The following is a 14288-nucleotide window of genomic DNA, read 5'->3' as shown; positions in this document are numbered from 1 at the left end:
GAGCAGTCACTGGCTCGTAACAGAGCTGCAGCGATCCCCGCTGCCTATGGGCACACGGGTTGGCTAGCTGAAGGTGACGCGGAAGAGCCCGGGAAGTATTTCCCAGGCTTATTTTTCGTGTGAAAATACTTAGGGTTAACCCGGGTTATAAAGGGGCGGTGACGGTCCTGGATTTGCGCGTTTATCAACCGGCGGTGGCCGATAATGCAAGCGCTAACAAATAAGCGTTGACATTCTTAGTTGCGCGCTTTATGATTAAAATAGAAATGAGTGAGTATCCACTCACCATTGTGAAGGAGGGTTTCTCATGCGTACCAATACCATTGAAGTCACGGATGTGGCCAAGTCCTTTGGCGACAATCCGGTGTTGAAGCAAATCAGTTTACGGTTACCCGTGGGCCAGATTATGGGGTTGATCGGGCCATCCGGGGCGGGGAAGACCACGCTGGTGAAGGCCATTTTGGGGATGGAGAAGGTCGATGCCGGCACGACGACGGTACTGGGCACGACCATGCCCAATCGCCAGATCATGCAGCGTATCGGCTACATGGCCCAAAGCGACGCCCTTTACGAAGACCTGACGGCGCGCGAAAACATTCGGTTCTTTGCGGAGCTGATGAGTGTGCCCAAGGCCAAATTGACGGCGGCCATCGACCACGCGGCGACGGTCGTGAATTTGACCGATGCCCTGGATCGCCGGGTGTCGGCGTATTCCGGCGGGATGAAACGGCGCTTGTCGCTAGCCATCGCGCTGGTCCAAGACCCCGACCTCTTGATCTTAGATGAGCCAACGGTGGGGATCGACCCCGAGTTGCGCCAACAGATCTGGGCGGAGCTCAACCAGTTGCGGGATGCCGGAAAGTCGATCCTGGTGACGACTCACGTCATGGACGAAGCCGAGCGGTGCGATTACCTGATGCTGATTCGGGAGGGGATTGCGCTGGCGCAGGGCACCCCGGGGGCCTTAGAACAGGAATATGCGGTACCAACGATCGAACAAGTCTTTTTGAAAGCGGGGCGACTACAAGATGAGAGTCATCGCGATATTTAAACGGGTTATTCGCCAGATGCTACGGGATAAACGAACGTTAGCATTGATGTTTGTGGCACCATTATTTATTTTATCTTTGATGTATTTTTTGTTTAACACCAATTCGGACAGCGTGGCGCAGATCGGCGTCAGCAATGTCGACACGAGCCTGGTCAAGGCCGTGAAAAACAAGCACGTCAAGCTGCACCACTACGCAAAAACCACGACGGCCAAGACGGCGGTGCGCGAGGACAATTTGGCCGCCTTCATCCAGCAAAAATCGGGCAAGCTGACGGTGACCTACCAAAACAGCCAGCCCAGCGATTCGGCACTGGTCCGTCAGGCCTTGCAGGGCGGGTTGACCAAGTTGCGGGTACAGGCCTTGGTAGCCGCAACGAAGGCCCAAAAACAGGCATTAACGGCGCAGGCTAAGGCCTTAAAGACGGTCATGGCCCAGCAAAAGCAGGTCATGGCGGCGCAGGGCCAACGCGCCACTAGCACTACCAGCACCACCACGACCAGTTCAACGGCTAAACTGAAGGCGCCCAAGACCTACACGGTGACCAGTCATTATCTGTATGGCAGTGCGGATTCGACCTTCTTTGACACGTTCCTGCCGATTTTGTTAGGCTTCTTCGTGTTCTTCTTTGTCTTCCTGATCTCTGGGATCTCGTTGCTCAACGAACGGACCACCGGGACCCTGACGCGACTCCTGGCGACACCGATTCGCCGCGGTGAGATCATCAGTGGCTACCTATTGGGCTACGGCCTGTTTGCCCTGGTCCAAACGCTGATTACGGTCACGTTTGCACTGACGGTCTTCAAGATTCACATGCTGGGGAGCGTCTGGTTGATTTTACTGATCAACTTCTTGTTGGCCCTGGTGGCGCTGTCGATGGGGATCTTCGTGTCGACCTTTGCCAACTCGGAATTTCAAATGATGCAGTTCATCCCGATCCTCATCGTGCCGCAGGTCTTCTTCTCGGGGCTCATCCCGGTTGACCAGATGGCCACGTGGCTGCAGTGGATCGCCCACATCTTCCCGTTGTACTACGGCGGCAATGCGTTGATGAACGTGGCCACTCGGGGCGTGACGCTCAGTGGAGTCGCCGGGGAGCTGGGGATTTTACTGGGCTTCACGGTCCTATTTACGATTTTAAATATTGTCGGGATGAAACGTTATCGGAGGGTTTAATATGGCTACAGAAATGTCGATTCAAGCCGCTTTTCAAGAAGTGATGGCGGCCAGCGGAGAGATTCCGCCCAAGCAACAACAGGTACTAACGGCCAGTCTGGCGCTGTTTGCCGAACAAGGCTTTGCCAATACCACGACCAAGCAGATCGCCGAGCGTGCCGGCGTCGCGGAGGGAACGGTCTACCGGCGTTACAAGACCAAAGACGAATTGCTGGCGGCGGTGCTCGCACCGTTTACCACGGAGGTACTGCCGAAATTGGTCAAGGAGTTTGCGGCCAAAGTCGTGCGGCAAAAGTACACCACGCGCCACGCGTTGATCACGGCGGTCATCACGGACCGGTTGGCCTTCTTGCAGGACAACAGCCAGGTCATGCGGGTGCTGGTGACCGAATTGCTGGTGCGCACGGACCTGCGTGAACAGTTCTTAGCCCGCGCGGTGCCCATGGTTCAGGCCAATCTCTATCCGATTTTAGATCAGCTTAAGGCTGTTCAGGAACTGCCGGATTGGCCCAACGACCGCATCGCGCAGTTCATGATTGGGACTATGGTCAGCCAGTTCATCCGCAGCAGTTTCACGGCCGAACCCGTCGCTACTGTGGGACCACTGATGATCCAGTTTTTGGAACAGGGCCTGGCCCCAGAACCGACGGCGTAAATCACACTCAGCCAATTTAGCCGGAGAATCTATGCTATACTGAGGTTATCTGAAGACTGGGAGTGGTTGTTGTGAAAAAACAAATGAAACGGTGGCTAATGTTAGGAGTCGTCTCCCTGACGGTGCTGGTAGGGCTCAACTGGGGTGGTCAAACGGCCAATGCCAAGATGAAGACCTATCGCGCGGTACCAACGGCCTTGCGCGGCAGCTGGTACACGACCCATTGGGGCAAGCCCAGCTACCTGAAGCTGACCAAGTATACGGAAACACAGACGGGCAGTACGCTGTCAATGAAGACAAAGAATGCGGATTACCGGTTTTGTGTGAAGGGTAAAACGAAGGCCGGCTACTACATGCTGGGCCTGGCATCTGGTGACATGCCCCAACGGTTAAAGCCAGTTAAGCACCATGGGAAAAAAGCGTTGAAGACCTATGCGTTTGACCCAATTAAAAATAAGAATATTCACTTTTACTACTACAAAAGGTAGGCAAGTTGGCGTCTGAATAAAAGGACAAGTAACTTGCTTAACGACTCCGGCTGCGTGCGGGGGTCGTTTTTTTCTGGCCACAGTTTGGTAAGCTAAAACAGGCATTGCCTTTAACCAACGAAAGCGCTAGAATGAAATCAACTAATTTATGAGATTACAATGAGAATTCTCATGAGGGTACCGGAAAGGAGTTCGTTTTATGCCAGAAACAAAATTAGATCATGAACTAACCACTACCGAGATTGCGGCGTTACAGGCCGATTTACAGGCCCAGCCAGCGCACCAAGTCATCAGTCGGGCAACCATTAAAAATGGGGTGCTAGCGGCGTCTGAGGACCCACAAGCCGCCGTGCGGTTGAACCGGACCTTCTCCGTGGAATTGCCAACTGGCAAGGTCGCGAACCAAAAGCATTCCGGCCGTTGCTGGCTCTTCGCCACGCTGAACGTGATTCGTCATCAGTTCGCGGCCAAGTACCACGTCAAGGACTTTGAGCTGTCGCAAAACTACCTGTTTTTCTGGGACCGCGTCGAACGGGCCAACATCTTCTACGACCGGATCTTACGGACGGCCGACCGTCCCTTGGATGACCGGGAAGTCGCCGATATTTTAGAGAGTCCGGACGATGACGGCGGGCAATGGGCCATGGGCGCCGCGCTGGTCCAAAAGTACGGCGTCGTCCCCACCAGTGCCATGCCAGAATCCTTTAACAGCAACGATACCACCGGCATTGGTGCGGCATTGAATTTGAAATTACGCAAGGATGCGCTGGCGTTACGGCAATTGGTGGCCGACGGCGCCGATGAAGCCAAAATTGCGACAACGCGGGCTCAAGCCTTGAAGGAGGTTTACCGCATGGCGGCCTACGCGTTTGGTGAACCGCCCGCAACGTTTGACCTGGAATTCAAGGATGACGATCACAAGCTCCACCGGGCCGCGGGTTTGACGCCGCAGGGCTTCTTCCACGATTACTTTGACGTGGATCTGGACGATTACGTGGTCGTGTCTAACTCGCCAGACAAGGCCTTTGACCGGCAATACCGCCTGGCTAGCGAGGAAAATATCGTGGGTGGCAAGCACATTACCTTCCTAAACCTGCCGCTGGCCGACATGAAACGCGCCGCCGTGGCCCAACTGCAAAGTGGTGAAGCGGTCTGGTTCGGTAACGACGTGCTCCAACAGATGAGCCGCGAACGGGGCTTCTTGGACAGCCACTTGTTCCAGGTCAGCGACCTCTTTGGCGTCGACCTGAGCCTCACCAAGGCCCAACGCCTGGCCACGGGTGAAGCCAGCGTGTCACACGCGATGACATTGACCGGCGTCAACTTAGTCGATGATCAACCGAACCGCTGGAAGGTCGAAAACAGCTGGGGCGAAAAGAACGGCGACAAGGGCTACTTCGTCATGACCGACGAGTGGCTCGATGATTTCGTCTACGAGATCGTCGTCCACAAGCGCTTCTTAACGCCGGCACAACGCGAACTCTTAAACACGGAACCACACGAACTGGCACCGTGGGATTCATTGTCTTAGGTGTAAACGCCGCCGGCTGTCTGGTGGCTAGTTAACACTGGGCACAACAAAATTGGTGAAACCAGGCGCCTACGTCAGCCAGGGTTCCACCTGCTCTGGGGAACACCTCCAGCCTGAGAAGCGGTCTTCCGGTTCGCTTGAAAGCCTGGCCAAGACCGCCAGTCTCTCAAGTCGTCCCGCGCTGTAGGCTGAGAAAAACCCTCAGCCAACACCGCCGACACAGCTGGCTCCACCCTGGCTGCCTCCGGCAGGGGTGACGGCTATCAGTAACACTGTGTTAATGAAAGACTAGTCGTCAATGCAGCGACTACCTGGGGTTAAGGCGCCTGTTACTGGCAAGCACTAATTTGGGGAACGGTAGGCGGCCAGCTCTCATTATGAGGCTGAAAATGACTATTTTTGACGTCACGAGTCACATGCTAACAGTAGTTTCAGCTGATTGCCGTATTTCAACCTTCAGTAAACAAAGATATGATCGGGTCGGGGAGCTTCCCCGGCCTTTTTTGACCAATGTTTCATGTGAAACATCGCGGCGGAAATTTTCGAAAATAAGCGTTAGGGCTGGTAATCACCGCAGTAGTACGCGTAAAATTGGATCAGACGCTGACAAGACAAATTGATGAGGTGATTGGATGCACAACTTTTTATTCGATTTTGATAGTACCCTCGCGGATACCCGCGACGTTGCCGTTTTGGCTACCCAGAAGGCCTATGAGGTCAAGGGGTTGACGGTGCCTAGCCGCGAGGCTGTGGTGAGCTACATGGGCGTGCCGATTGAGGTCTCCTTTGCCAAGATGGCCCGCGAGTCGTTAAGCGAGGCGGAACTCGCCGATCTGTATACGACGTTTCGGGCCCAGTACCACGAGGCAGAAAAGTTGGGTATCACCTTATTTGACGGCATGGGACCGACCCTGGCCACGTTGAAAGACCAGGGCGCCCGCTTATTCGTGGTCTCCAGTAAGCACTCGGTCCCCTTGCAGCGAAACTTGGACCAAATCGGACTGGGGCACACGTTTGAGGCCATCAGTGGTTCGGACACCGTGGCCCACTACAAGCCGGCACCGGATGGTATTTTAAACTTGTTGGCGCGCTTTGAATTGGACGCCCAGCAAAGCGTGATGATCGGGGATGCCAAGTACGATATGCAGATGGGCAATAACGCCGGCATCGCCACGGCCGCCGCAATGTGGGGCGCTGCCGACCCTGCGTCAGTCAAGGCTGAACAACCGACGTACTTGTTAAAGACGCCGCGCGAGTTGTTATCGATTTTTAAATAGGTAAACGAAAGCTGAACCGGCTGCCTGTTGGCGCACGTTTCAGCTAGGTAAAGATGACGCGAACAGGGTCTGGGAGATTTCCCCCAGGCTCTATTTGTTGTGTCCAGCGGTACAAAACGAGTGGGTGCACAAAAAAAGCCGTCCCTGGTTAGAGGACGGCGGCGACTCGCTTGGTTAGGGCAAGCCGTTCATTTTATTTGGTGAATAAAATGAAAAAAGGTTGGTTAATAGGTTTTTATTGGTATGCTTGTATCCTAGCTGGCAAATGTGAAGAAATTGTGAAGAATATTTATTTAATAATAATGACTATCATTAGAAATGGCTAAACGATTGGTTGTTTTCGATGATTTCGGGAATCAAAAGGGGGTTGGATTACTTTTTTCTAATCGTTTAGGGTACATCTTCATGTAAATTCTGGGATAGTAAGCAATTAATCTCGGAGAAAACATCAATTTCTAATAGTATTAATAACTTATTATGTATGAATACAAATATTAAGATTTTATTAAGAAAATGGATCGAGCACCTCAGCGCCCGGTCCATTGACCAAATTTCAATAGCTGTTAAGCATCGTGATGCTGGTGACCGTGGCCATGATGCGGGCCGGCCAACAGTTGTGGTTTACCGCCGTGGTGGCAGTGGCCGCCATGCCCGTGGCCATGGTGACAGCCGCCGAGCTGGCGTTGCTTGGTATGTTCGCGTTCAATCAGGAGTTGCTTCTTCAGCTGGCGGTTCTTCCAGAAGCCGTGGATCATGACAGTGACGGGAATGATTTCCAACGAAACGGTGGCCGGTATCAGCCAGGGATATTCGGCGATCAACGCGGAAAAGCGGTCGCGGTGTTCCTGCATCTCTTCGGCCGACACTTGTGGGACTGCGAATTTGTCTTTAAACATCTGAATCACGCTCCTTTGGCCCTATCATACCCCAAAGCGAAAGCGCTGTCATTAACCAGCTGTCTAGCGGCGGTTGCGCCACAGGCTCCAGAGATGACCGAGCCCCAGAATCACAGCGATCCCCAGTAAGCCGGTCTCCAGCAGGATGATGCCGCTGAGATGCCGGTAGTGTTGGTAGAGCAAGACGCCACCAACCACCAGCAAGCCGCCCAGTTCCGGCAGGTATTTTTTAAACATGGGGTCCTCCTAAAGAAAACGAGCCTGGGATCAAACCTCCCAGACTCGTTTGCCTTCGCCTTTTACATAGCTGAAACGTGCGCCAAAAGGCAGCTGGTTCCGCTTAAAATTGCTAACCAAACAATCCAAGACCAGGATTATTCGGTTAGCAGCCTTAATGCTCGCCAGCTAATCGCCTTTTGGCCCACTCTCTTAGTGATCGTTTATTCAGCGACCTTGATCATGACGGCTTTTGTCACATCATCGTCAACGTCACGGCTGATGTGGTAACCGGCCACCTTTAATTTGGCGGCGTTATTTTTACCCGTCAACGTCTGTTTGACCGTAAACTTTTGCGTCATCGGAATGTCAGACAGCTTACCCTTGAAGTTGATGACGGTGTCGTCACCCTTGGTCTTGAACGTGGTGGTTAACGTCCCGACCTTGCTTAAAGCGTTGTCCTTCTTGGCAGCGCTGTAAGACTTGTAGAGCTTGTTGACGTTGTAGACCGTGACCTTGCCGTTGTTGTTGAAACGGTAGGCTTCCAGGCCAGAGTTGCTCTTGGCATTCACGGAACCCGTGACGTACCAGAGTTGCTTAGAACTAGTTAACGTGGACTTCACGTCTGACTTTTTCGTCGTTTTGTTTTTAAAACTAGCTTGTTGATTGCTCCCCGACTGACTACTCGAGCTGCAACCGGCTAAGCCCACAGCCAGGACGGCTACTAGGCTCAGAGCGGCGGCAAAAATTCGGGATTTCTTCATATCTCAATCACCTCATCCAAAATAATAACAGTTTTGTGTGCGACACACAAACCGCCTACTTCTATCTATCGTTAGTATAGCATGTGACCGCGCAGAAAACGGCCTGCTGCCAGTTAAAAAAGTGTTAAGTTGTGATGACAGCTGGCAATAATCAATATTAGTTATTAAAAATAAATTATTAATAACTAATAAATGCAGACAAACGTATGTTCTTTTGGTAAACTAGACTCAACGACTTTAGAGATGAGAGGAAGAGGAAAATGAGTAAACGTTATCGGGGCCGGCGCCGGGGGAAAGTGTCCATCTATACGGCCATTGCGGTGACCTTGATTGGGGCCGTGGGGGCACTGAGTAGCCAGGGCAATCCGACCGCCCGCAAGATCACCAACCTGGCGACCAGCCTAGTGGGCAGTTCCAGCAGCCAACAATCTGGGTCCACCACGACGACGCCCAAGCAGTCCGTAGCGACCAAGGCCTTGGCCAATCAGAAGTACACCGGGACGCAAATCGTGGCGGTCAACCACAACAAGCCGACCTTTACCAAAGCCGAGCTGTCGACCAAGAAGGGGGCCTGGGCAACCTATGGCGATCTGGATAGTTTGAACCGGGTCACGACGGCTAACGCCCTGTTGAGTAAGAGCACCATGCCCACGGCCAAGCGCCAGCCACTGTATGTCAGTCCGACCGGTTGGAAGAACAAGGCCTACACCGTCAACGGCAAGAAGGGCTACCTGTACAACCGGAGTCACTTGATTGGCTACCAGCTGACGGGGCAAAACAATAATTTGAAAAACCTGATGACCGGGACCCGTTCGCTCAATGATCCGGGCATGACGGCCTATGAAAATCCGGTGGCCAGCTACCTGAAGAGCCATCCCAGTGACTACGTGCGCTACCAGGTCCAGCCGGTCTTTCGCGGCAATGAGCTAGTCGCCCGCGGGGTCCACATGCAGGCCAAATCCGTGAAAAACACGGGAATCTCGTACAACGTTTATATCTTCAATATCCAAGCCGGCGTCAAGATTAACTACAGCACCGGGACCAGCCAGTATGGGGATCCGGCTAGTAGCTTTTAGCGGTTCAGCCGGTAACCATTTTTTAAATGAATAGCCAAGCAGTCAGTCGAAGCCCGGCTGGCTTTTTTTGACTTAAAAACTAAAGGTTGAAAGGCGAAAATCAGCTGAAACTACTGTTAGCATGCGATTCATGGCGTTAAAAATAGTCGTTTACAGCTACATGATGCGAACTGGTCGCCTACCGTTCGCCAAATATGGGTTGGAACGCTGGGGCGGACGGGTCGAGCCAAAAAACGGTCTCGACACCTCGCTTTGAGCCGGAAAACACGTCTCAAAGACGCCAGTTGCCTAAGCGGCATGAACTGCGCCGCTAAGGCAACTCCCACGGCTGAACCCATATTTGGCGAACTCTCGGCTACGGTAGTGCGTGTTAGTAACTATCGTCTTAACCCCAGATGGTCGCTGCATTGACGACGTGTCTATCATTAACACAGTGTTATTGATAGGCATCAACCTTGCCGGAGGCAGCCAGGGTGGAGCCAGCTGTGTCGGCGGTGTTGGCTGAGGTTTTGTCTCAGCCTACAGCGCGGGGCGACTTTGAAGACTTACGGGTTTTGTAAGGCTTCAAAGCGAACCGGAAGCCCGCTTCTCCGGCTGGAGGTGTCCCCCATAGCAGGCGGAACCCTGGCTGACGCAGGCGTCTGGGTTCGCCAATTTTGGGAATCGGAACACCGTCGTTACAGCAATCAGCGCGTTAATTTTACTTGCAACCTTCAGGTAAAAACCAGCCGTAGTCAGCGCTAGCGACAGTATATGTTAAATAATGACAGGTAATGATGTAAATATTGAATTTCATACATAATCAGTATAATTCTGAAGAAAAATCATGGTACTATGAAGACGTATGTGACCGGTGAAATGATGAACTCTGAGGAGGGGTGGAACCATGTATAAACAACACTGGTGGGTATTGATAGTCGGAATCGTGGCGCTACTACTGAGTGGTTGTCAGGGAAAGTCCGCCACCATGACGCCACCGACGACCGCCCCGACGACGCTTATTCAGTCACCAACACTGCATACTGCGACGGATCAACGCAATCAACGCCGATTGGCGCGGTTCATCAAGACTAAAATGCAGAGTAAACAGGGAATCTATACCAATTACGTGGATACCCGGACCCGCCAGCGTGGGGTGGCCACGGGGCATGAGCTGTTGAGTGAATCAGCGGGAATGTGGCTACAATACTTGGCACAGAGTCACCAGGATGCGGCGTTTCGAACGTTTTATCGTGCCACGGTCAAGACCTTTGGGGACCATGGGCAATTCAGCTATCGCTATGATCCTCGCAGTCACCAACGGTTTGCCGTTAACGCCACTTTGGATGACTTGCGGATTATTCGGGCGCTGAATTTGTATGATGCTCAGACGCACACGCAACGTTACCGGCAAGCGGCGGCCAATCATTTCGCTGCTCTCAAGTCTGGTGCGCTTAAGGATGGCAAGCTCTATGACTATTATGACCCGCAGTCTAAACGAACGGCGAAGACCAGTAGCTTGGCGTATTTTGATTTTAAGACATTGCGGTATTACGAACAGGGAACCCGGGCTGGTCGCCGGGCCTATAACGAGCAACTGAAAGTCGTGCGTGGTGGTTATTTGGGCAACGTCTTTCCACTATATGCAACGAGCTTTAGCTGGGATACGCTGACGTATTCACCTAAGGATCTGAACACATCGGAGGCTCTGGAAGTTCTTTTGCATTTAGCCGAGGTCGGGCAGTTAAAAGCGACCAGCCGGACTTGGCTAGCACAGCAGGTCAAGGCTAAAAAGCTGTACAACGGTTATTCGACCGCTGGCAGCATCACCAATCGTGGCCAATCGACGGCGAATTATGCGTTAGCGGCGATGATCTTCGCCGCTGCCAAGGATCAAGCTAATTACCGTATAGCCATGCAGTTGGTGTGGGCCGGGCAAGTAACGGGGCGGTCACCAATCAGCGGCGGTATCGGGGATGCGAAGAGCCACCAGAGCTATTCCTACAGTAATTTGACGGCGTTAAATGCGGCATCTGATTGAATGAACAGAAAGGAAGAGCAGTGTGACCATCGATGGACTCAAACTAAAATGGCGCAATTTTTGGGGTTGGTGGGCACGACACTGTTCGCCGGCCTTACTGGCAACCCTACTGGCGGCAGTCATTGCGGGGGTCTTACTGTTTGTACCGCCGTTTCACGGATTGGCTGACAATGGGGATTTTTACCGTGCCCAATTTGTCAACGGTCTGTATCATTTGAAGGGCTACAGCATGTTGGACTATGTGACGCCTAAACTAGGAATCATGCAGTATTACAACGATACGACTGCCGCGGTGTTTTCTTCCCAGCCGCTCTTTGTTAAATTAGCCATCATGCTCAACAAGGCGGTCTATAGCAAGACCATCTTTGACTTGCGTTTCATGGGTCTGGTCTACTATGTGCCTTACCTAGGGAGTATTTATTTAGTGACCATGGCGATGACCGCACCGTATCGCAAGTTGCGCAGTTATCTGATTGCGTTGCTGATTGTCTTTGTCTTTGCGGATTCTTCATTCACCTTATACTTCAATTCGTTTTTTGCAGAACCAGGCATGCTGATTTTGATGCTATATGCCTTTGCAGCACTGATGCTGGTCGCCCGCCGACCGGACTGGCATCCCCGCATTTTGACCGTGGTCTATTTCGTCAGCATCATGTTGCTGATTGCCAATAAGCAGCAAAATGCCCCATTGGCCCTAAGCTATGCCGTCACCAGCATTGGGTTATTCTTTATCTTTAAAAAACGTGCGCAATGGCTCTGGATTCTGGGTGGTATTGCCGGTATCTTGGTGACGGGAGTCCTCACCTACACCCTCATCACCCAACAATTTAATGATATTAATCAGTATCAGGCATTTACACATGGGGTGTTGTTACATACGGATGATCCCAGCAAAAAAATTGCTCAACGCGGAGTAGACGAGCAATACGCGTTGATGCGGAATCAAGACTATTACCCGAAAAACTTTGCAGCCATCAATCCCAGTGCTTCGTCGGTCAAACGTGGTCTCAATGAGCGAACGGGCTTTGGTTGGATCATGGGGTACTATCTCCATCATTATCCGCAGTTTCACACACTGTTAGATGTTGCGGCCGGCGACATGATGATTACGCAGGTCAAGGCGGTGGGAGATTATCAGCAGGCTAGTGGCAAGCCAGCTGGGGCTCAGGTGACCTATTTCACCGGCTTCAGTAACTTGGCCGGAGCCTTCTTCCCACAAAAATTTTCCTTTGATATTCTATTGACCATCGCGTTGTTGGTCGTCTTTGGAATCGGCGCCTACAACGATCTGGTTCATAAACGTGTCGCTAACGTGGTCCGGTTCTTCTTGGTCATGGGATTGTTGACCGTTTTCATCTTTGTCCCCATTATTTCCATTATCGGGGATGGGGATGCTGATTTAGCGAAGCACTTATTTATGGTGCCGGTCAGTCTGGACTTGATCTTAGTCATGTTTGTCGCCGACCTATTGAATCACCGGTTGTGGCATTCAGACGGAAATATTGAGGAGGACGAAGCGTGAAAAAACGACTATTCCTAATCATGGTGCTATTACTGAGCGGGCTGCTGCTGGGTGCCCAACCGACCACGGCTCAAGGCGCGAGTAGGCGAGTTCTGATCGTCTATGATGCGTTGAATCCAACGGTTGCGGGGCAGCAGAAGCTAGCGGGACTCCAGCAATTGTTGGCTAGCGCGGGAATGGCAACGCAGACCGAAAAATTAAGTGACTATTATGCGGGGCAACTTACGGCCAAGAAATATTCGGGCGTGGTCACCTTGGTTAATTGGCCCCAAGGAAACTTGCACAATGCCGCCTTTACCCGGGATCGCCAGGCCTTTTCCGGTCAGAAGTTACATATCGGCCAGCAATTAAGTCGCGCAGAGGCCCGCCAGTTACACGCCGTTCGGCACAATGTGTATCACCAACAGCTAACGGTAACGGCGGGCGACCAGCGGCAATTGCTGCCATTTAGCGAAGACATCACGTTGTTGCGTTTGAAAAAAGGAGCCCGTCATTTTGGTCAGTTGCAACCACAGAACCAAGGCATTGGTCGTTATCCCTATGGCACAGTGGTCGGCCATGCTGGCTACTTGCCTTACTTTGAGTCTAGTGGGTTCAGCCAGGTCTTAGCGGGTCAAACGATTGCCCAACTCTTTGGACGGGTTCAGCGGCAACGCCCTCTATTGACCGTGACGGGGGTGACCCCCTATAGTAATCTGACGCGGCTGACCAAATTAGCCAGCAAACTCAATGCAGCGGGCATCCCCTTTGCTGTGAGCACCACGTCGGTTGCCGACAATACGTCCTTAAGGGCTTTTTCACGATTTACCAAGGCGTTGCGCGTCGTGGAAAACAATCAGGGTGTCATCTTCTTACAGGTGCCCATCGTTGGTGCCGCTAATCGTCAAAGTGGCCCATTATTAGAGCGAACCATGGTCGAAGAACTCAATCAGTTGGGGCAACGTCAAGTTATCCCGGTGGGGATCAGTGCGCCCATCTACTGGAATCAAGACAAACTCTTTCGGCGTCACGGCTTAGCGCGGTCTAGCAACGTGTTGCTATTGCCTAATCCAGCGACCACGACCTTTGCCAATCAAGATAATCGCGGCGCCACGTATCCTCAGACCTGGACGGGGCTCAGTCTTCATAGCTTGTTGACGGTCAAAAATGGGCGGCAGATTGCGGTCAATCGCTTAAAGTTTCCCGTCAAGACAGCGTTGACAGTGTCGTTGCCAACTAGTCAAAAACGGTTGACTGCTCTGCTGAAACAGGTCACCAGGCTAGATGTTGATTGGTATCAGCCGCAGGCACAGTTGCGGGCTAAAATTACCAGTGGCTCGGCCACGTTTGGTTACCACGATGGCGTCTATTATTTGAACGGTAGTCCGGTCACGGTGGGTGCCGAGGCAACTGGTGTGCCGAACTATCATTTTTCCCAAACCCGGCACGTGGCGCTTGATCGCTACTTCAAGGTCCAAGGGAATATTCTCTTCGTCTTCTTTACAATCACGACGATGGTGTTGGTGGTCTTCTTGTTTCTGGGACGACGGATCTATCGCCAGATGTTCCGGCGCTGAAAAAGAGTGGGCCAATAGGCGGTTAACTGGCGAGCAGTGTTCAGCGGAACCAGTTGCCTGTT

Annotated in this window: 13 protein-coding genes; 10 read left to right on the top strand and 3 right to left on the bottom strand. The window is 52.3% G+C overall.

From position 1 onward, the window contains the following. The first annotated feature begins 307 nt into the window (after positions 1 to 307). The 6 genes from EGT51_RS05615 (at position 308) to EGT51_RS05590 (ending at position 6176) form a co-directional block, all read left to right on the top strand. Positions 308 to 1051: an ABC transporter ATP-binding protein gene (locus EGT51_RS05615; protein WP_135367787.1), complete on the top strand. Its 744-nt coding sequence runs from the start codon at positions 308 to 310 to the stop codon at positions 1049 to 1051. Further along, positions 1029 to 2225, top strand: a complete 1197-nt coding sequence (locus EGT51_RS05610; protein ID WP_135367786.1) for an ABC transporter permease — start codon at positions 1029 to 1031, stop codon at positions 2223 to 2225. The genes EGT51_RS05615 and EGT51_RS05610 overlap by 23 nt, the downstream gene beginning before the upstream one ends. Before the next feature lies 1 nt (position 2226). Beyond that, the gene (locus EGT51_RS05605) at positions 2227 to 2880 is read left to right on the top strand and encodes a TetR/AcrR family transcriptional regulator (RefSeq protein ID WP_135367785.1); all 654 of its coding nucleotides are present in this window, start codon (positions 2227 to 2229) and stop codon (positions 2878 to 2880) included. 71 nt (positions 2881 to 2951) lie between these two features. After that, positions 2952 to 3368, top strand: coding sequence for a hypothetical protein (locus tag EGT51_RS05600; RefSeq protein ID WP_135367784.1), 417 nt, complete (start codon positions 2952 to 2954; stop codon positions 3366 to 3368). A 199-nt stretch (positions 3369 to 3567) separates the two neighbouring features. Next, a complete protein-coding gene (locus EGT51_RS05595) occupies positions 3568 to 4899 on the top strand; it encodes a C1 family peptidase (RefSeq protein WP_135367783.1) in 1332 nt (443 codons plus the stop codon). Between the two features lie 632 nt (positions 4900 to 5531). Continuing rightward, positions 5532 to 6176, top strand: coding sequence for an HAD family hydrolase (locus EGT51_RS05590; RefSeq protein ID WP_135367782.1), 645 nt, complete (start codon positions 5532 to 5534; stop codon positions 6174 to 6176). A gap of 563 nt (positions 6177 to 6739) precedes the next feature. On the opposite strand, the gene EGT51_RS05585 is transcribed toward EGT51_RS05590, so the two are convergent. The 3 genes from EGT51_RS05585 to EGT51_RS05580 form a co-directional block, all read right to left on the bottom strand. Then, on the bottom strand, positions 6740 to 7072 hold the full coding sequence (locus EGT51_RS05585) for a transposase (protein WP_135367781.1): 333 nt from the start codon (positions 7070 to 7072) through the stop codon (positions 6740 to 6742). A 63-nt stretch (positions 7073 to 7135) separates the two neighbouring features. Beyond that, on the bottom strand, positions 7136 to 7309 hold the full coding sequence (locus EGT51_RS12930; protein WP_167850149.1) for a hypothetical protein: 174 nt from the start codon (positions 7307 to 7309) through the stop codon (positions 7136 to 7138). A gap of 203 nt (positions 7310 to 7512) precedes the next feature. Next, complete coding sequence (locus EGT51_RS05580) at positions 7513 to 8052, bottom strand: hypothetical protein (protein WP_135367780.1); 540 nt, start codon at positions 8050 to 8052, stop codon at positions 7513 to 7515. 260 nt (positions 8053 to 8312) lie between these two features. Between EGT51_RS05580 and EGT51_RS05575 the strand changes: the two genes are divergently transcribed. The 4 genes from EGT51_RS05575 to EGT51_RS05560 all read left to right on the top strand — a co-directional run bounded on the left by EGT51_RS05575 (position 8313) and on the right by EGT51_RS05560 (position 14226). Then, a complete protein-coding gene (locus EGT51_RS05575) occupies positions 8313 to 9128 on the top strand; it encodes a DNA/RNA non-specific endonuclease (RefSeq protein WP_135367779.1) in 816 nt (271 codons plus the stop codon). 886 nt (positions 9129 to 10014) lie between these two features. Next, positions 10015 to 11148: a glycosyl hydrolase family 8 gene (locus EGT51_RS05570; protein ID WP_167850148.1), complete on the top strand. Its 1134-nt coding sequence runs from the start codon at positions 10015 to 10017 to the stop codon at positions 11146 to 11148. A 22-nt stretch (positions 11149 to 11170) separates the two neighbouring features. Further along, positions 11171 to 12670 carry a glycan biosynthesis hexose transferase WsfD gene (gene wsfD / locus EGT51_RS05565; RefSeq protein ID WP_135367778.1) on the top strand — a complete coding sequence of 500 codons (1500 nt, stop codon included), beginning with the start codon at positions 11171 to 11173 and terminating at the stop codon, positions 12668 to 12670. Next, entirely contained in the window at positions 12667 to 14226 is a 1560-nt protein-coding gene (locus EGT51_RS05560; RefSeq protein WP_135367777.1) for a hypothetical protein, read from the top strand. Before wsfD ends, EGT51_RS05560 begins: the two co-directional genes overlap by 4 nt. Positions 14227 to 14288 lie beyond the last annotated feature (62 nt).

This window comes from Levilactobacillus suantsaiihabitans (genome assembly GCF_004745505.1).
Classification (GTDB): domain Bacteria; phylum Bacillota; class Bacilli; order Lactobacillales; family Lactobacillaceae; genus Levilactobacillus; species Levilactobacillus suantsaiihabitans.
This window is presented reverse-complemented; position numbering and strand designations above follow the sequence as displayed.